General features: G+C 63.1%; 22 protein-coding genes and 1 pseudogene. 16 read left to right on the top strand and 7 right to left on the bottom strand.

The features are described 5' to 3' along the window. Positions 1 to 97: 97 nt before the first annotated feature. The 4 genes from NKI54_RS17760 (at position 98) to NKI54_RS17775 (ending at position 2234) form a co-directional block, all read left to right on the top strand. Positions 98 to 742 (top strand): arylesterase, encoded by a 645-nt coding sequence (locus NKI54_RS17760; protein ID WP_352577260.1) that lies wholly within the window; start codon positions 98 to 100, stop codon positions 740 to 742. A gap of 137 nt (positions 743 to 879) precedes the next feature. Continuing rightward, positions 880 to 1476 (top strand): RNA 2',3'-cyclic phosphodiesterase, encoded by a 597-nt coding sequence (gene thpR / locus NKI54_RS17765; protein ID WP_352456356.1) that lies wholly within the window; start codon positions 880 to 882, stop codon positions 1474 to 1476. A gap of 6 nt (positions 1477 to 1482) precedes the next feature. Then, positions 1483 to 1779, top strand: coding sequence for a 4a-hydroxytetrahydrobiopterin dehydratase (locus tag NKI54_RS17770; RefSeq protein ID WP_023679826.1), 297 nt, complete (start codon positions 1483 to 1485; stop codon positions 1777 to 1779). Between the two features lie 92 nt (positions 1780 to 1871). Further along, complete coding sequence (locus NKI54_RS17775; RefSeq protein WP_031212728.1) at positions 1872 to 2234, top strand: YkvA family protein; 363 nt, start codon at positions 1872 to 1874, stop codon at positions 2232 to 2234. Between the two features lie 45 nt (positions 2235 to 2279). On the opposite strand, the gene NKI54_RS17780 is transcribed toward NKI54_RS17775, so the two are convergent. Further along, complete coding sequence (locus NKI54_RS17780) at positions 2280 to 2888, bottom strand: methyltransferase family protein (RefSeq protein ID WP_352636454.1); 609 nt, start codon at positions 2886 to 2888, stop codon at positions 2280 to 2282. Here NKI54_RS17780 and NKI54_RS17785 point away from each other — a divergent pair. The 4 genes from NKI54_RS17785 (at position 2887) to NKI54_RS17800 (ending at position 5775) form a co-directional block, all read left to right on the top strand. After that, positions 2887 to 3132 carry a hypothetical protein gene (locus NKI54_RS17785; protein ID WP_352692089.1) on the top strand — a complete coding sequence of 82 codons (246 nt, stop codon included), beginning with the start codon at positions 2887 to 2889 and terminating at the stop codon, positions 3130 to 3132. The two genes, NKI54_RS17780 and NKI54_RS17785, sit on opposite strands and share 2 nt — an antisense overlap. A 115-nt stretch (positions 3133 to 3247) precedes the next feature. Then, on the top strand, positions 3248 to 3754 hold the full coding sequence (locus NKI54_RS17790; RefSeq protein WP_352577264.1) for an invasion associated locus B family protein: 507 nt from the start codon (positions 3248 to 3250) through the stop codon (positions 3752 to 3754). Between the two features lie 312 nt (positions 3755 to 4066). Continuing rightward, positions 4067 to 5299, top strand: a complete 1233-nt coding sequence (gene rlmN / locus NKI54_RS17795; RefSeq protein WP_352636455.1) for a dual-specificity RNA methyltransferase RlmN — start codon at positions 4067 to 4069, stop codon at positions 5297 to 5299. Continuing rightward, positions 5296 to 5775 (top strand): hypothetical protein, encoded by a 480-nt coding sequence (locus tag NKI54_RS17800; RefSeq protein ID WP_352624829.1) that lies wholly within the window; start codon positions 5296 to 5298, stop codon positions 5773 to 5775. Before rlmN ends, NKI54_RS17800 begins: the two co-directional genes overlap by 4 nt. Here the strand turns inward: NKI54_RS17800 and NKI54_RS17805 are convergent. Further along, complete coding sequence (locus NKI54_RS17805; RefSeq protein ID WP_023679833.1) at positions 5747 to 6388, bottom strand: LysE family translocator; 642 nt, start codon at positions 6386 to 6388, stop codon at positions 5747 to 5749. The genes NKI54_RS17800 and NKI54_RS17805 overlap by 29 nt on opposite strands. A 168-nt stretch (positions 6389 to 6556) precedes the next feature. Between NKI54_RS17805 and NKI54_RS17810 the strand changes: the two genes are divergently transcribed. Further along, positions 6557 to 7780 (top strand): argininosuccinate synthase, encoded by a 1224-nt coding sequence (locus NKI54_RS17810; RefSeq protein ID WP_023679834.1) that lies wholly within the window; start codon positions 6557 to 6559, stop codon positions 7778 to 7780. A gap of 85 nt (positions 7781 to 7865) precedes the next feature. On the opposite strand, the pseudogene NKI54_RS17815 reads toward NKI54_RS17810, so the two are convergent. From NKI54_RS17815 to NKI54_RS17825, 3 genes and pseudogenes are all read right to left on the bottom strand, one after another. Next, positions 7866 to 8129 (bottom strand): annotated as a pseudogene (locus NKI54_RS17815) (IS5 family transposase); the annotation flags it as partial. Positions 8130 to 8205: 76 nt separating this feature from the next. Then, positions 8206 to 8628: a DUF4279 domain-containing protein gene (locus NKI54_RS17820; RefSeq protein WP_352636456.1), complete on the bottom strand. Its 423-nt coding sequence runs from the start codon at positions 8626 to 8628 to the stop codon at positions 8206 to 8208. Between the two features lie 113 nt (positions 8629 to 8741). Next, a complete protein-coding gene (locus NKI54_RS17825) occupies positions 8742 to 9542 on the bottom strand; it encodes a lytic murein transglycosylase (RefSeq protein ID WP_352470839.1) in 801 nt (266 codons plus the stop codon). Between the two features lie 185 nt (positions 9543 to 9727). Here NKI54_RS17825 and NKI54_RS17830 point away from each other — a divergent pair, with 185 nt between their 5' ends. The 7 genes from NKI54_RS17830 to rpsP all read left to right on the top strand — a co-directional run bounded on the left by NKI54_RS17830 (position 9728) and on the right by rpsP (position 16657). Further along, entirely contained in the window at positions 9728 to 10975 is a 1248-nt protein-coding gene (locus NKI54_RS17830) for a flavin monoamine oxidase family protein (RefSeq protein WP_023680727.1), read from the top strand. 90 nt (positions 10976 to 11065) lie between these two features. Beyond that, entirely contained in the window at positions 11066 to 12160 is a 1095-nt protein-coding gene (locus tag NKI54_RS17835) for a zinc-binding metallopeptidase family protein (protein ID WP_352624827.1), read from the top strand. 63 nt (positions 12161 to 12223) lie between these two features. Continuing rightward, positions 12224 to 12826 (top strand): DUF1236 domain-containing protein, encoded by a 603-nt coding sequence (locus NKI54_RS17840; RefSeq protein ID WP_352636457.1) that lies wholly within the window; start codon positions 12224 to 12226, stop codon positions 12824 to 12826. Positions 12827 to 12977: 151 nt separating this feature from the next. Further along, positions 12978 to 13946 (top strand): CPBP family intramembrane glutamic endopeptidase, encoded by a 969-nt coding sequence (locus NKI54_RS17845; protein WP_352636458.1) that lies wholly within the window; start codon positions 12978 to 12980, stop codon positions 13944 to 13946. 308 nt (positions 13947 to 14254) lie between these two features. Next, positions 14255 to 15871: a signal recognition particle protein gene (gene ffh, locus NKI54_RS17850; RefSeq protein WP_352458686.1), complete on the top strand. Its 1617-nt coding sequence runs from the start codon at positions 14255 to 14257 to the stop codon at positions 15869 to 15871. A 7-nt stretch (positions 15872 to 15878) separates the two neighbouring features. After that, on the top strand, positions 15879 to 16205 hold the full coding sequence (locus tag NKI54_RS17855; protein ID WP_352636459.1) for a chorismate mutase: 327 nt from the start codon (positions 15879 to 15881) through the stop codon (positions 16203 to 16205). A 50-nt stretch (positions 16206 to 16255) separates the two neighbouring features. Further along, complete coding sequence (gene rpsP, locus NKI54_RS17860; protein WP_352636460.1) at positions 16256 to 16657, top strand: 30S ribosomal protein S16; 402 nt, start codon at positions 16256 to 16258, stop codon at positions 16655 to 16657. Positions 16658 to 16729: 72 nt separating this feature from the next. Here the strand turns inward: rpsP and NKI54_RS17865 are convergent, their stop codons facing one another. Next, the gene (locus NKI54_RS17865; RefSeq protein ID WP_352636461.1) at positions 16730 to 16993 is read right to left on the bottom strand and encodes a YMGG-like glycine zipper-containing protein; all 264 of its coding nucleotides are present in this window, start codon (positions 16991 to 16993) and stop codon (positions 16730 to 16732) included. Positions 16994 to 17184: 191 nt separating this feature from the next. Further along, a complete protein-coding gene (locus NKI54_RS17870) occupies positions 17185 to 17589 on the bottom strand; it encodes a DoxX family protein (RefSeq protein WP_502898229.1) in 405 nt (134 codons plus the stop codon). Between the last annotated feature and the right edge of the window lie 157 nt (positions 17590 to 17746).

Raw genomic sequence — 17746 nt, forward strand, 5'->3', positions numbered from 1 at the left:
TCCTATATGGGGGATGAAGGCTAGTGCATCCGATGCTCGACAAAGACGAAAACCTGCCTTCGCCAACAGATGTTCCTGGTCATATGGGGCCTGCCGCATGGCTTTCAAACACACCTTTGCCGCAGCCTTCGCCCTTTTCCTCGCCATTTGCGGCGCCATTTCGTCGGCGCGCGCCGAACCGTTCACCATTGTCGGTTTCGGCGACAGCTTGATGGCGGGTTATGGCCTCGGGCCAGGTCAGGGCTTCACCGAGAAGCTGCAGGCGGCGCTGCGCGCCAAGGGCTACGATGTCACGGTCGCCAATGCCGGCGTCTCCGGCGATACGACGAGCGGCGGCCTGTCGCGGCTCGACTGGTCGGTGCCGGACGGCACGCAGCTCGTCATCCTGGAGCTCGGCGCCAACGACATGCTGCGCGGCGTTTCGCCCGCCATAGCGGAAAAGAACCTGGATGCCATGCTGGCAAAACTGAAGCAGCGCAAGATCGCCGTTTTGCTGGCCGGAATGCGCGCGGCGCCCAATCTCGGCGCCGACTACCAGAACGCCTTCGACGCGACCTTTCCGAGACTGGCTGAAAAATATGGCGTGCCGCTCTATCCTTTCTTTCTCAAGGGCATCGCCGGTCAATCCGTCCTGCAACTCGAGGACGGCCTTCATCCAAACGCCCGAGGCGTCGACCGCATCGTCGAGGGTATCCTGCCCAGTGTGGAGAAGACCATTGAAGCGGTCCGGGGCAATTCCTGAAGGCGAGGGCTCGCCGTCGCAACACCTTCCGCAGGGGAAGCTTTTAGGCAGGCCTGCGACCAACAAACCCCTTGCCCCGTTTGAATATCGATGATTCGCTAGGGGCAAGAGTTCGATTCGAGGACAGGAGGCTTCCCATGCCGCGTCTTTTTACCGCCCTCGAGATACCGCGTGATGCCGCTCTTTCGCTGTCCCTGCTCAGGGGCGGCCTGCCCGGAGCCCGCTGGATCGACGTCGAGAACTATCATCTGACGCTGCGCTTCATCGGCGATGTCGAGGGCCATGTCGCCGACGAAATCGCCAATGCGCTTGACCGTGTTCACCGCCCGTCCTTCCCGCTGACGCTGTCCGGCGTCGGCGCCTTCGGCCAGAAGAAGCCGCATGCGGTGTGGGCCGGGGTCGCCGCTTCGCCCGATCTTTCCGCATTGCAGGCCGAGATCGAGCGCATCTGCCAGCGGCTCGGCATCCCGGCCGACCCGCGCAAGTTCATGCCGCATGTGACGCTGGCCCGCCTGCGCAATTCGAGCCCGCTCGATGTCGCCCAGTATCTGTCGGCGCGCGGCAATTTTTCGACGCTGCCGTTCCGGATCGGCCGCTTCGTGCTGATGTCGTCGCGCGATTCGGTCGGCGGCGGGCCTTACGTCGTCGAGGAGGCCTGGCCGCTTTCAGGTGCTGACAACCGCGTCGCCAGCCGTTTGGTCGGCGCCGCCGACGCTTCGCGGATCATGCGGTAGACGGACATGGCCAGGGAGAAACTAGCAAAAGAGGCGATCCGCGCCGAACTTGCCGGCCTCGACGGCTGGTCGCTGGCCAAGGATGGTGGGTCGATCACCCGCAGCTTCACCTTCAAGAATTTCTCCGAAGCCTTTGCCTTCATGACCCGCGTTGCCCTGGCCGCGGAGAAGATGGACCACCATCCCGACTGGTCGAACGTCTACAAGACGGTAAACGTGACCCTCAACACGCACGACGCCGGCGGCCTGACCGCGCTGGATTTCGATCTGGCCAGGAAAATGAACCGCTATTTCGGCGGCTGAGCCTATCTGCACCTTGCAGCGAGGTTCGGCTTTCACCACATTTTGCCTCGCGGTCACGCGTAAAGTCACGCGACGGCCGCAAGGAGAGGTTGATGGCGCAAAAATCCGGTTTTGATTTCTTCGGCCTCGGCAGCAAGCCGGGCAACGAGAGCGAAGTGCGCGAAAAGTTCTGGCGTACGGCGAAGAAGGCCGCCCGGCAGATCCCGTTCATGGAAGAGGTGGTCGCCGCCTATTACTGTGCCATGGACAAGAAGACGCCGCTTCGCGCCAAGGGCACCTTGCTTGCTGCGCTCGGCTATTTCGTGCTGCCGACAGACGTCATCCCCGATTTCATCCTTGGGCTAGGCTTCACCGACGACATCGCCGTGCTGACCGCCGCGATTACCGCCGTCAGCGCCCACATCACGCCGGCGCACCGGCTCGCCGCCAGGCAGGCCATCGCCGACAAGAGCTGAGCCGGTGCGGCGCAAAAAATCGCGTGAGAACCGACTTTCTGGCCGTCAAGCCCACCGCCGCACCCGCGCCTTGTAGGCGCGATAGGCATCTCCGAACTTCCGCTCGAGATAGCGCTCTTCCGGCGCGATGACGCCGGTATTGATCACCCACAGCAGCGGGACCACGAGCGCAATAGCCCAAAGACTTCCGGCCGCGACGCCGAGGCCCAGATAAACGAGGGTCGTTCCCAGATAGAACGGATTCCTGGTCCGCCGATAGATGCCGTCGACGACCAGCGCCGTCGTCGGCAAGGTCGGTGGTATGTTGGTGCCAGCGGCCTGAAAGCGGCCCGCCGCCATAAAGATGAACACGAAGCCGCACACCGCGAGCACAGCGCCAGCCAGATAGCGGGCGAGCGCCTGCCCGGCCATGACCGGGAGCGGCACGAGCACCTCAAGCACGGTTGCCGCCACCAGGAAGCCGAGGAAGATCAAAGGTGGCAGCGCAATGACCCCGGCCACGTCGGGGGCGCCCGATCCGCCCGCCGTCTCCCCGGCATCCGACCGGCGCACCGCGCCACCGGCCGCCCGCCGCATGGCGACACGAACGCCGAACACAATCGCCAGGACGGCTGTGCCGCCCGCGAGGATCAGGACTGTCTCGGAAACGGCCATGGCCAAATCTCCCGTAGCCGCCAGGAAGGGCACCCTGGCCGAGCGCCGTGGCGGCGAACGCAGACATAGTACCGCCTGCAGGGAAATTCGTCACGCACCTCAAAAAGCGAGAATCGCCGCAAGACCTAGCTGCTTGAAAAGTCAAACTCTTGCCGTTTTCGTGGCCTCCAAGTCGCGGCAGGGACATTGCGCCAGCCGCTTTTTCGAGCGGCAGCGCGAAGACGGCGGCGGTTTCCTGGCGTGAACATCCTTTTCTCAGGGGAAATTCACCGTTTGGTAACCCAGATTAAATCAAAATGAAGCGACGGGCAGGACGCCGAGCCGGCCTGCCGCCGCACCAGTGGAATACGGGAAAAGCGATGCGCGGATTGATTGCTATAGTCTCCAGCCTGGCCCTGATGGCCTTGACGGCGCCCGCGCTGGCGCAGTCGGCAACCAAGATCGGCCAGCATAATGCCTGGGGCACCTACAGTTATCAGGCGTCGGGCGGCGGCAAGGTCTGCTATGTCCTGACGGTGCCAACCGACAAGCAGCCGCCGACGCTCGATCACGGCGACATGTTCTTCTTCGTCAGCCAGCGGCCGGGGCAGCAAGTGTCCTACGAGCCGCAATTCATCGCCGGCTATACCTTCCAGGAAGGTTCCAAGGCCACCGTCACCATCGACAAGAAGTCGTTTTCGATGTTCACGCGCGGCAAGTCGGCCTGGGTCGAGAACGCCGCCGAGGAGCCGGTGCTGATCGCCGCGATGAAGACCGGCACCGACATGAAGGTGTCGGCCAAGTCCGGCCGCGGCAACACTACCACCTACGTCTTCTCGCTGAAGGGCATCTCGGCGGCGCTGGCCTCGATCGCCAAGTGCAAGTAAAGTCCTCGTCCGTGACGTTCACCACCTAACACAGCGACGTAAAGAACCGGCGTTCGTGCGGTCTCCTTCTCCCCTTGTGGGAGAAAGTGGATTGGCGCGCAACGCCAAGACGGTTGAGGGGTGCTGGACGGAGTGCAGGTGATGCCAAGCTGGAACACCCCTCATCCGACCGAGCTTCGCTCGGCCACCTTCTCCCACAAGGGGATAAGGAAGAACCCCGGCATGACTCCGCCGCTAACCTGTGCTATGCGCCGCGCTTCATTTCGGGCACGATGCTGTAATCGGCCGCAAATCGCTTATATTGGCGCAACAATGACCCTTTCATTCGATCTTACCGCCGAAGGCGCGCGTGACGCGTTGCGCACCCGCACGACGCCTGAAAAACCGTCGCTGATCGGCTTGACGCGAGCCGAACTTGGGGCCGCCCTCGTCGCTGCCGGCATCGTGCCGGAGCGCCAGGCGAAAATGCGCGCCCAACAGCTCTGGCATTGGATCTATGTGCGCGGCGTTTCCGACTTTGCCGGCATGTTCAACATCTCCAAGGATCTGCGCGCCGCCCTCGACAGGCATTTCACCGTCGCCAGGCCCGAGATCGTCGAGGAGCAGATTTCCTCCGACGGCACGCGCAAATGGCTGTTCCGCTTTCCGCCGCGCGGCGCTGGCCGGCCGGTCGAGATCGAGACCGTCTACATTCCCGAAGAAGGCCGCGGCACGCTCTGCATCTCTTCGCAGGTCGGCTGCACCCTGACCTGCTCCTTCTGCCACACCGGCACGCAGAAGCTGGTGCGCAACCTGACGGCGGAGGAAATCCTCGCCCAGCTCTTGACCGCCCGCGACCGGCTTGGCGACTTCCCCGACCGCGATACGCCCGACGGCGCCATCGTGCCGGCCGAGGGCAGGAAAGTGTCCAACGTCGTCATGATGGGCATGGGCGAGCCGCTCTACAATTTCGAGGCGGTGAAAAAGGCCCTGCTGATCGCATCCGACGGCGACGGGCTTTCCCTGTCCAAGCGCCGCATCACGCTGTCGACCTCCGGCGTCGTGCCCGAAATCTTCCGCACCGGCGAGGAGATCGGCGTCATGCTGGCGATCTCGCTGCACGCCACCAATGACGATCTGCGCGACCTTTTGGTGCCGATCAACAAGAAGTATCCGCTCAACGAACTGATCGCTGCCTGCCGTGCCTATCCCGGCCTGTCCAACGCCAAGCGGATCACCTTCGAATATGTGATGCTGAAGGACGTCAATGATTCGATCGAGGACGCCAAGGCGCTGATCAGGCTGCTCAAAGGCATCCCGGCCAAGATCAATCTGATCCCGTTCAATCCGTGGCCTGGTACCAACTATCAATGCTCGGACTGGGAGACGATCGAGAAATTCGCCGACTACATCAACAATGCCGGCTATGCCTCGCCGATCCGCACGCCGCGCGGCCGCGACATCCTGGCCGCCTGCGGCCAGCTCAAGTCGGAGTCCGAGCGCATGCGCAAGGTCGACCGGCTGGCGCTGGAAGCGATGATGATCGCAGGGCATGGCGAGGCGTGAATCGCGTCGTCGCCTATCTGATCCGCTTCGCCGTCATCCTTGTCGGCTACGGCGTGGCTTCGCTGGCGGCAAGCGCCTTCCTTAACATCATGTTCCTGGCGTCTCTTGGGCTGATAACGGACGAGACGCAACCGGCGGCGCAGGCGTCGCTGTGGTTTTCAATCCCCTTCGTCGCGCTGTTCGTCGCCTATTTCGCCTTCATGCCGGCCGCCATCGCCATCCTCGTCTCCGAGATCCTTGGCCGGCGTGACTGGCTGTTCTATGCGCTGGCGGGTGCTGTGGTCTCGGCGGTCTTCCTTGGCTTCGTCCACCAGACGGCCGATGCCAATTTCGAGGTTACCAATACCAGCGTCATGCTGGCGGTGATCGGCTGCGGTATGGTCGGCGGTATTTTCTACTGGCTGAGCGCCGGGCGCTCGGCCGGAAGCTGGCGTCAGATCGGACGCCCTATTTCGCCTGGGCCGTCAGGATCTTGAGCGCGAAGGCCGAAAAAACTCCGGCAAACAGATAGTCGACGACGCGGGTGACGCGCGGGCTGGATTTCATCGCGGCCGAGAATTTTTCCGCCGCCAGCACCATCGGCGCCGTCACTGGGATCGCCAGCACGACGAACATCGCGCCGAGGAAGAACAGCTTTCCCGGCGCGTCGGGATCATGCGCGGAGACGAATTGCGGCAGGAAGGTCATGAAGAACAGGATGATCTTCGGGTTGAGCAGATTGACCCCGAGCCCCGCCGCCCAGCTACGGAACAGCGAGATCTGCGGCCCGCTCTTCTTCTCCGGTGAAAACGCCGACCCTTTTGTGATCGCCTGCCATGCCAGGAAGACCAGGTAGCCGGCGCCAAAAATCTTCAGCACGAAGAACGCCATCGGCGAGGCGACGATCAGCGCCGAGACGCCGACCACCACCAGCGTGGTGTGAATCAGCGTGCCGCACAAGGCGCCGGCCATCGAGGCAAAGCCGGTGGCACGGCCCTGACTCAGCGTGCGCGAGACGAACAGCGTCATGTCAGGCCCGGGCGTGATCGCCAGGATGAAGGTGGCGATGGAGAACTGGATAAGCGTCGTACTGTCGGGGATGAAGGACATGGCTCGTCTCGTAGGGGCAAAAGACGGCGCAGCCATAGCGCAAGAGCCGTGTCCTCGCCAGCCTCTTGGAGATGAAGCATCTGGTCCAGGCATCGTTCGTCCCTTGCGCTGGCCTAAAACGCCGTGATACCTCGCCCGCGAAGAACCCCTGTCGCGGAACTGCCCACCATGTCGAAAGCAAAAGCCGTCAAGAAAGTCGTGCTCGCCTATTCCGGCGGCCTTGATACCTCGATCATCCTGAAATGGCTGCAGACCGAGCTCGGCGCCGAGGTCGTCACCTTCACCGCCGATCTCGGCCAGGGTGGCGAACTGGAGCCGGCCAGGCGCAAGGCCGAGATGATGGGCATCAAGGACATCCGCATCGTCGATGTCCGCGAGGAGTTCGTATCCGATTTCGTCTTCCCGATGTTCCGCGCCAACGCCGTCTATGAAGGCACCTATCTGCTCGGCACCTCGATCGCCCGGCCGCTGATTTCGAAACATCTCGTCGAGATCGCAAAAGAGACCGGCGCCGATGCCATCGCCCATGGCGCCACCGGCAAAGGCAACGACCAGGTGCGTTTCGAGCTGTCGGCCTATGCGCTCAACCCCGACATCAAGGTCATCGCGCCGTGGCGCGATTGGTCGTTCAAGTCGCGCACCGATCTCATCAACTTCGCCGAGCAGCACCAGATCCCGGTGCCGAAGGACAAGAAGGGCGATGCGCCGTTTTCCGTCGACGCCAACCTTCTGCACTCCTCCTCCGAGGGCAAGGTGCTGGAGGACCCGTGGACGGAACCGCCGGAATTCGTCCACCAGCGCACCATCTCGCCGATGGACGCGCCCGATGAGGTCACCGAGATCGAGATCGAATTCCTCAAGGGCGATCCGATCGCGCTCGACGGCAAGAAACTCTCGCCGGCAACGATGCTGGCAGCGCTCAACGATCTCGGTCGCGACAACGGCATCGGCAGGCTAGATCTGGTCGAGAACCGTTTCGTCGGCATGAAATCGCGCGGCGTCTACGAGACCCCCGGCGGCACCATCCTGATCGCCGCCCATCGGGCGATCGAATCGATCACGCTCGACCGCGGAGCCGCCCATCTCAAGGACGAGTTCATGCCGCGCTACGCCGAGCTCATCTACAACGGCTTCTGGTTCGCGCCCGAGCGGCTGATGCTGCAGGCAATGATCGACAAGAGCCAGGAAGACGTCGAAGGCACCGTGCGGCTGAAGCTCTACAAGGGCAACGTGATTGTCACCGGCCGCAAGTCGAGGAAGACGCTCTATTCCGATGCGCTGGTCACCTTCGAGGACGACCGCGGCGCCTACGATCAGAAGGATGCCGAAGGCTTCATCCGCCTCAACGCGCTCAGGCTGAGGACACTGGCGGCGCGTAACCGCCAGCGCTGACATCCGAACAGCGGGCTGGGCGCTCTACCGATCTCGTGAAAGCTGAAAACGATCCGAGAAAACTAGGACGTAGACTCATTACCTGCACCGTGCCGTCATGGGCCTCGGTAATGGCGTCCATCAGCCGATCCCAGACACCTGCTTTCCGCCATCGAACGAAGCGGTTGTAGCAAGTGGTGCGAGGGCCGTAGCGCTCGGGCAGATCGCGCCATGGCGCACCCGATCGCAGCACCCAGAAGATGCCGTTCAGCACGCGACGGTCATCGACACGCGGCACGCCTCGCGGCTTGTTGGGCAAAAGCGGCTCGATGACGCGCCATTCGAAGTCGGTCAGATCGTATCGGCTCATGCCCTTATGAATCAGACTCCGCTCAAATTTGGAACCAGCCAGTCGGCAAACGACCCAATGCGGACAGGACGCCTGCTCACACCTCATTTCCATGTTGGTGAGCTTCGTCCTCAACAAAAAGGTCGAGGCTCCAGCCAACACCGCAATCCGCGAGCACCCTCATCGCAGACGGCTCAAGCCAAATGCCGCACTGTCCGTCGTAGGGCTGATAGAACCCGCCGTAGATAGTTATCTGCTTTGGCCGCACTTCCTGCCGCAGCCGTGCGAAGGCCTCCTCCCGACCTCGCATCTGCTCGATCAGGTAGTTGACCGCATTCTCGTGCTCGGCCCCACTCCGGAGCCTTTGCCGCGGACCATCGAGGCTCCATCCATTCTTCTTGCGCGGGGAACCGTTACGCATCGGGTCGCCCTTGCGGACTATGCGTGTCGGTTCGAGGCTTAGGATCGCAGTCACCCCCTCGGGGTCCGCATCGAAATCAACGATCGAGAGCGAGATCATCGCCTGTCCTAGCTAGGTTCCAAAGGGCAAGGCAAGCCCTGCGCTGTTGCGAAACTCTTCATGCTCGCCTCGCGCTTCCAACCGAGCCCAGTCATTTTTGCGTTTATATCCTATCAGTCGGCATCGATCGCCGTGGCCATGCGGGCGATGGCCTGTTGATAGACGCTCGCGGAATTCCAGCCAGCGATTGCGCCCATATTCGCCTGCGCGCTCGCGCCGGCCCGCCAACCATGACTCTTGAGGAAGTTGGCGGTGGAAGCCAACGCAGTGCTCTTGTCGCGCAGATTTTTGTTTCCGACACCATACGTCAAAACATTTCCGGGCAGGAACTGCGTGTGGCCGATCTCGCCATGCGCGGCACCGACCGACGAGGCGCTCAACGCTCCGCGATCAACCAGCTTCAGGGCCGCAATGGCATGCGGGTAGAAGAACTCCGGACGGCGACAGTCATAGGCCAGCGTTAAAATGGCGGAGACCGTATTCTGGTTGCCCATGGCGGAACCGAAGCCGGTCTCCATGCCCCAGATGGCGAGCAACACGCCCGGCGACACGCCGTAATTCCGTTCGATCTTGTCGAACAGCGCAGCATTGGCCTTCTTCAGCGCACGGCCCCTGGCAATGATCGCGGACGCGCCACGGCGCTTCATGAAAGCTTCCACCGAGCCGCTGAAAGCCTTATGGATGGCGCGGTCGACGGAGATCGTCTTTGTCGCGTAGGTTGCGCGAGCCAGAGCGGCCAGACCCTTCGAGCCGACACCGTCGGCCTTCGCCTCCGCGGCGAACTCCGGTTTCCATGCCTCGAAGCCGGCGCCGCTCTTGCCACAGCTGGCCGCCGCCTGCGCGCCCGTCGCCAGCGCAAGCACCGCCACCACCGTGGCCACTACAAACATCTTCCCCTTGGCAAGAAATGCCATGCTGCTCTCCTGGTTGCCTGAATCACGTTCCCAATTGCGAACTTGCCTGCGAAACACCTGCTTGTCACTGCCCCGGCGCCACGCCGATGCACTCAATACAGCAGGAACCTCAAATCCACCACACTGGCGGACGCCCGGGAATTTGCCTACGATCAAGTAATTATTGTGGCGGGGACAGAATAAGCATGGAAGACGTTGATGTCGTGATCATCGGCGCCGGTTCAGCCGGGCTTTCGGCTTCCAAGACCCTGCGCGCTGCCGGTTTTTCCTTCAAATTGTTGGAAGCGGTGAACCGCATTGGCGGCCGCGCCTGGACCAGCGACCAGCATTTCGGCGTGCCGTTCGACATCGGCTGCGCCTGGCTGCATGCCGCGGACCGCAATCCCTACTTTCCCGAGGCGAAGGCCGCTGCCTGGACGCTTCATCACCACGACATGAATGTCGATCATCTCTATTACCGTGAGCGAAAGGCAAGCGAAGCCGAGGAGGCGGCGATGAAGGTGGCCGACGCAAGGCTGTTCGAACTGGTGGCGGCACATCAGGTGAGGGAAGGCGACGACGACCGCCTTTCGGCATTGCTCGCCAAGGGACACGCGCCGCGCGCCGCCGCAACCTTCGCCGGGCCGATGGATTTCGGCGCCGACGAGGACGAGATATCGATCCGCGACTTTCAGGCCGCCGCCGATCTCGATCCGAATTATTTCACCAGGGAAGGCTTCGGTACGCTGGTTGCCCGCTTCGGTGCCGATGTGCCGGTGGAACTGTCGACGCCGGTGCGCAAGATCGTCTGGGATGGGCCGGGCGTAGCCTGCGTCACCGATCGCGGTACCATCTGCGCCAAGGCGGTCATCGTCACTGCCTCCCCGGCAGTGCTCGCCTTCGAGGAGATTGCGTTCTCGCCTGCACTCCCCGATGCCCATTTCGCCGCCTTCTTCGACCTGCCGATGGGCATGCTGACCAAGCTGCCGGTCGAAATATCCGGTACAAGACTCGGCCTGGAGCCGTTCGACGATTTGCTGATCGAGCGGTTGGCCCGGCACGACATCTACTTCCTCTGCTTTCCCTTCGACCTCGATTTGATGGTCGGTTTCGTCGGCGGCGATTTCGCTTGGGAGATGTCGGCGGCGGGCGAGGCGGCGGGCATCGACTTCGTCGTCGACCGGCTCTGCGGCATCTTTGGCGGCGACATACGAAAGCATGTCGGACGCGCAATGATGACCAATTGGGGCGCTGAGCGGTTCGTGCGCGGCGCCTATGCGGCGGCGCGGCCCGGCCGCTCGCAAGCGCGCGCCACGCTGATGCAGCCCGTGGCGGAAAAGATCTTCTTCGCCGGCGAGCATTTGGCAGGTCCGCTGATGCAGACCTGCGGCGGCGCCAGATTGTCAGGCGAGGCAGTGGCCAAGGAGGTCGTCGCCCAGCTTGCGGCAAAATAGCATCGGCCGGCAGGAACGTGGGCAGCTGACAGGCGTTTGGCGTTCTCCTGCTCGTATCGTCCTCCGCATTTCGAATGATTTGAGACGCCAATGAAGCTTTTCGACTGCCCGCATTGCGGCCACCGTCTCTATTTCGAGAACGCGCAATGCCTGAACTGCGCCAGCCTCGTGCTCTACGATCCCGAGCATGCGCGCTTCGCGCTGTCCGGCGCCGACGTCTTCCATTGCACCAATGCCGACGAATGCGCCTGCAACTGGATGGCGGAGCCCGGCCACGCCTTCTGCCGCGCCTGTGCGCTGAACCAGCTGATCCCGGATCTGTCGGTCGACGGCAACCGCCGCCGCTGGATCCGTGTCGAGGCGGCAAAGAAGCGTGCCGTCTATTCGCTGCTCGCCTTCGGCCTGCCGGTCGCACCCAAGCAGGAAGTTGGCGACGAGATCGGTCTCGCTTTCGATTTTCTTGCCGATCCGATCGGCGGCGGTCCGGGCGGCGAACGTATCCTGACCGGTCATGACAACGGCCGGATCACGCTCAACGTCGCCGAGGCGGATTCGGCAGAGCGCGAACGGCGGCGCGTCGAGATGGGCGAGAACTACCGCACGCTGCTCGGCCATTTCCGCCATGAGCTCGGCCATTATTACTGGGACCGCCTGATCCGCGACGATTCGCAAAAGCTTGCCGGTTTTCGCGCTTTGTTCGGCGACGAGCGCGCCGGCTACGAACAGGCGCTGAAGACCTATTATGCCGATGGCGCGCCGCCCGACTGGCAGCAGCGCCATATCTCGGCCTATGCGACGTCGCACCCATGGGAGGACTGGGCCGAGACATGGGCGCATCACATGCACATCACCGACACGCTGGAGATGGTGCATGCCCTGAATTTCCCGCTCGGCCGGCTGGAAACCGTTGAAGCCAACGAGCTGCCGCGCGCCGATACCGGCGGCAAGCTGCAGCCGGCACCATCGGAACCCGCCTCCAGGCCAGAGCCTTTCGAAAGGATTCTCGACCGCTGGCTGGTGCTGTCGGAGGCGTCCAACTCGATCAACCGCTGCATGGGCCTGCCCGATCTCTATCCCTTCGTCATCTCGGACGTGGCGGCGCAAAAACTTGCTTTTGTTCACGAGCTTTTGACCGACCTGCTGAAAACGACTGGAACAAATCGTGAGCCGGCCGAAGCCTTTTAGCCGGAACGCATGCGGCTTTGCTTCGTTTTCCGTGCCAAGGGACTGTGAAACGGAGAGAAGACCATGAAACGCATATTGTTTCCGGCGGTGGCCGGAGCGCTCATAGCGATGTCGGGCTCTGCATTGGCCGACACCGCCGTCTCGGCCATCACTGATCTCAATGTACGCGCCGGCCCCGGCCCGCAATATCCGGTGATCGGCGTGCTCGCGGCCGGCCAGTCGGCGACGCTCGACGGCTGCATCGCCAACAGCAAATGGTGCACTATCGCCGAGGCTAACGGCCAGGGCTGGGTCTATTCCGACTATGTGACGGCCGATTTCGGCGGCAGCCGTGTGGTCCTGACACAGCGTCCGGCCAGCGCCGACATTGCCGTCGTGACGCCGCCCGCCGCTAGCGCCGAATATTCCGACAGCTACACCGGAGCGATCGTTGCGGGCGAGGCGATCGAGCCTATCCGGAGACCGCCGGCCGAGATCCGTACCTATGTCCGTACGCATCGGCTCGATCCGGTCTATCTCGAGGGCGAGGTGGTGACGGGCGGGACGTTGCCTGACACCGTCGAGCTGCGCGAGATTCCGGACTATGACTACCGCTACGTCTACGTGAACGGTCAGCCGGCGCTGATCGATCCGGACACAAGGCGCATCATGTACGTCGTGCGCTGACGATACAAACAGGGCGGTCGCCCTGCAGTAGCGGCGGCCGCTCACAAACCTCGATATCGCCACAGGCCGGCATTGCCGATGCAATACCGGTTTCCACATTGGGGCCGATGTTCTAGATCTTGCGAGCCGAAGCACCAGCCAGCGAGCCCGCGTGACGATCGACCCCACCGCCTTCCAACAGTACCGGCACACCGCCAACAACAAGACCACTTTGCCGCGGCTTCTGCTTGGAGCGGTGGTCGTCATACTGTTCTGGCTCGGAACCACTGCCGCCGTGCTGTTCGGCGGCACCTATGCCTTTGCCGTTTGGCAGGCATCGTCTGGCACCGCCCCGCCAGGTGGAGGAGCGGTGCAGGATTTCATGGCCTCTCCTGCGGGCATCCTCGCGGCGCTGGCTTCATTTGCCGGAATCTGGCTCGGCCTTTGGGCTGCCATGCGCTGGATCCATCGCGAGAAGCTGACAGCCCTGATTGGCGTCAGCCGGCGCATTTCTTGGTCGGGGTTCCTGAAAGGACTGACCGCGGTGCTGATCACCTCGCTGCTTTCGGAGATCCTGCTTTATGGTTTGCAGCCCGACATCGCGCGCGGCGCGATCGGCCTGTCCGCGTGGCTTTCGTTCCTGATCCCGATCGCCGCCCTGACCTTTCTGCAGACCTCGTCGGAGGAGATGCTGTTTCGCGGTTATCTGCTCAGGGGCCTGGCGAGCCGGTTCCAGAACCCTTTCATCTGGGCGCTGCTGCCGGGATTGCTGTTCACCTCCCTGCACTGGAGCCCAGGTTCGAGCGCTGCCATCAATGCCTGCGTGCTGGCCTCGATCGCCGCCTTTGCGCTGCTGCTGACGCTTCTGGTCTATGCAACCGGCAATCTCGGTGCCGGCTTTGGTGCCCACCTCGGCAACAATCTGACGGGCTTCCTGCTGATTTCGCACCAGCAAAGCTATAATTCCTTCGCCCTGTTCAACGCCAAGCCGCTCGAAGCCGCCGGCTGGACGACTTCAGACGCCGTCCTCATCGCTTCGATCGGCATCGTCAGCAGCCTGTTGACCGTTCTGCTGCTTTTACATCCGCGCTCACCGCTGAAGGTTGAGCCGGATATGGCGCGCGCCGGCGGCGTGCGCTGATGTGCATTGCCTGGTCGTCCCTGCTATTTGGCGCAAAGCTTGACCAAAGCTTGACTCTGCGGCCGATTTCCTGTCTACACGCCGCGAATTCCGCGACGAGTATTCCTCCGAGCAAACCGACCGGGACGCCGAAACCTCTTTGAGGTGAAGTGCTGTAAATCGATCCCGGAGGCCAACACCCGGCAGCGCTGTGCGCCCCCGGGTGCTTTTTGGCTTTGGGCTTTGCCCAGACCGGCTTTTGCTTGGACAGTTGGCGCGAACGCATTACCTCTCGGGCATCATCCGGGTGCCAGGGAAAAGGAAAAAGAATGTTTGAATCGCTACAGGAACGTCTTGGTTCGATCCTGAACGGCCTCACCGGCCGCGGCGCCTTGTCGGAGGCTGATGTCTCGGCGGCGCTGCGCGAGGTGCGCCGTGCGTTGCTTGAGGCCGACGTGGCGCTGGAAGTGGTGCGTTCCTTCACCGACAAGGTGCGCGAGAAGGCCGTCGGCGCCGCCGTGGTCAAGTCGATCAAGCCCGGCCAGATGGTCGTCAAGATCGTCCATGACGAGCTGGTCGAGATGCTCGGCGCCGAGGGCGTCGCCATCGACCTCAATGCACCGGCTCCGGTCGTCATCATGATGGTCGGCTTGCAGGGTTCCGGCAAGACGACGACCTCGGCCAAGATCGCCAGGCGCCTCGCCGACCGTCAAAACAAGAAAGTCTTGATGGCCTCGCTCGACACGCGGCGTCCCGCCGCGCAAGAGCAGCTCCGCCAGCTCGGCGAGCAGGTCAAGGTCGCCACATTGCCGATCGTCGCCGGCCAGACGCCGGTCGATATCGCCCGCCGCGCCGTGCAGGCGGCCAAGCTCGGCGGCCATGACGTCGTCATCCTCGACACCGCCGGCCGCACCCATATCGACGAGCCGTTGATGGTCGAGATGGCCGACATCAAGAAGATGTCGTCGCCGCACGAGATCCTGCTGGTCGCCGATTCGCTGACCGGCCAGGACGCCGTCAATCTGGCAAAAAGCTTCGACGAGCGCGTCGGCATCACCGGCCTCGTGCTGACCCGCATGGACGGCGACGGCCGCGGTGGTGCGGCGCTCTCGATGCGCGCCGTCACCGGTAAGCCGATCAAGCTGATCGGCACCGGCGAAAAAATGGACGCGCTGGAGGAATTCCACCCCAAGCGCATCGCCGACCGCATCCTCGGCATGGGCGACATCGTCAGCCTCGTCGAAAAGGCGGCCGAGAACATCGACGCCGAACAGGCCGCGGCGATGGCCAGGAAGATGCAGTCGGGCAAGTTCGACCTGAACGACCTCGCCGGCCAGCTTCAGCAAATGTCGAAAATGGGTGGCATGGGTGGCATCATGGGCATGATGCCCGGCATGGGCAAGATGAAGGACCAGATGGCCGCCGCCGGGCTCGACGACAAGATGTTCGGTCGCCAGCTCGCCATCATCTCGTCGATGACCAAGGCCGAGCGCGCCAACCCCGATATTCTGAAGCACTCGCGCAAGAAGCGCATCGCCGCCGGCTCGGGTACTGACGCGGCCGAAATCAACAAACTGTTGAAGATGCATCGCGGCATGGCCGACATGATGAAGGCGATGGGCGGCAAGGGCAAAGGCGGCGGCCTGATGCGCGGCATGATGGGCGGCCTCGCTTCCAAGATGGGGCTCGGCGGCATGATGCCTGGCGGCGCAGGCGGCATGATGGGCGGCGGCATGCCGGATCTCTCCAAGATGGACCCCAAGCAGCTCGACGCCTTGCAGAAGCAGGCGCAGGCGGCCGGGCTCGGCGGCATGAAGGGCCTGCCCGGTGGTCTTCCCGGTGGCGGTGGTCTGCCTGGGCTGCCCGGCGGCATGAAACTTCCCGGCCTGCCGGGCGGTGGCGGGCTGCCAATGCTTGGCAAGAATGGCCTCGGCAAGAAGAAGTGAGGGCGCCATGAACGAAGAGAAGGACATAGCGGACGCGCGTGCGGCACTGGCCAATTATCGCGCCTCGATCGACAATATCGACGCGGCGCTGATCCACATGCTGGCCGAGCGCTTCCGCTGCACCAAGGCAGTCGGCGTGCTGAAGGCGGAACATGGCCTGCCGCCTGCCGACCCGGCGCGCGAGCAGGAGCAGATCGCCCGTCTTCGCCAACTGGCGAAGGACGCCCATCTCGACCCGGATTTCGCGGAGAAATTCCTGAACTTCGTCGTCCGCGAAGTGATCCGCCATCACGAGCAGATCGCCGCATCCAACGGCGTAGCGAAAACCGGCTGAGGACCAGCCACCAACCGATCAACCAAATCAGAGCTTTTAGGAGAAAAGAAATGCCACTGAAAATCCGATTGGCCCGTGCGGGCTCGAAGAAGCGTCCCTATTACCATGTCGTCGTCGCCGACGCGCGTTCGCCGCGCGACGGCCGTTTCATCGAGTCGCTCGGCTCATGGAATCCGCTGCTGCCCAAGGACGGCGAACGCGTCAAGGTCGACGCCGAGCGCGTCAAGCATTGGCTGTCGCATGGCGCCCAGCCGACCGACCGCGTGCTGCGCTTCCTCGATGAAGCCGGCATCGCCAAGCGCGAAGCGCGCGCCAACCCGAAAAAGGCCGAGCCCGGCAAGAAGGCGCAGGAGCGCGCAGCCTTGCTGAAGAAGGCGCAGGAAGATGCCGCCGCGGCCGCTGCCGCCGCCGCAGCCGCGCCGGCCGAGGCGGAAGCCGCCAGCGCCGAATAAATCATCTCCACAACCACGAAACGGCGGGCCCTGCCCGCCGTTTTGCTATTGCATCCATATGATGCGGCCCGATCAATAGCCTTCCGGGCAACTCGCAACGTAGACACGACCGTTACGATCGCGATAACGGCATTGGCCGCTTTCGCTGGCACGGCCGATCAGTGCACCGGCCAAAGCGCCGGCCGCACCGCCGATCACCGCGCCCTTGGTCGGGTTGCCGGCCACAGCAGCGCCGACCGCCGCACCGCCCAGGCCACCAACTGCCGCGCCTTGCTCAGTACGGGAGCAGGCACCGAGCGGGACCAGCAAGGCCATCAAGATTATCACCTTTTTCATTGTCGTTCCTCTCCAACAGGGTGCCGTCCTCGCCGCTGCACCGCCTAACTCGCAACCAGGCGATTTGATCCAAAGAAGAAGATCGGCTGCCGCCCGGCGGCGCTCAATTTGATCCAAAGAGTAGAAAGGCGGCGGCAGACCGCGCCCGCTCTGGCGGCGTGGCCACCATCGAACGGCTTTCGATGTCGCCGCTATTGGCTGAACGGGAACAACGCGCGCACCCTTGGATCGCGCAGATACAGGCCACCCCAGAGGACGGCGCCGAGATAGACGCCGAACAGTATGTGCGAGAACAAGGGGCTGCCGATACGCACATGCGTGGCGACGGCGCCGCCGAGATAGGCGGTGAGCAGGATGGCGCCGAGCACCGAGGTGCGTGGCAGCGCGTAAAGCGCTGTCGAGACCAATCCAATGGTGCCGAGCATGCGCGAGACATTGGCATCGGCCGGCCAGCCGAGCTGCACCATGGTCTGGGTGACGATTTCGAGCGGCGGTAGCTTGATGACGCCGTCGAAGATCATGAACAGCACGATGACGGCGCTGAGCACGCGGCCGGCCCACAGGGCACGCGGTGAGACGGGTGTTGCCCGAGACATGGTCATTGATGTTCCTCCGGTCGTTGTGAGCACTGGCTCCTTCGCCAGCTCGAACCAAGGACGCGGCCCATGACGGCGATCCGACACGCCTCCAGCTCTTTTTCAGCTCCGGGGGACGGCGACCTTGGATGTGCAAGTTCAGTCAGCAACGAACCTG

Origin of the sequence: Mesorhizobium sp. M0663 (assembly GCF_040320585.1) — a bacterium.
In the GTDB taxonomy this organism is placed as follows: domain Bacteria; phylum Pseudomonadota; class Alphaproteobacteria; order Rhizobiales; family Rhizobiaceae; genus Mesorhizobium.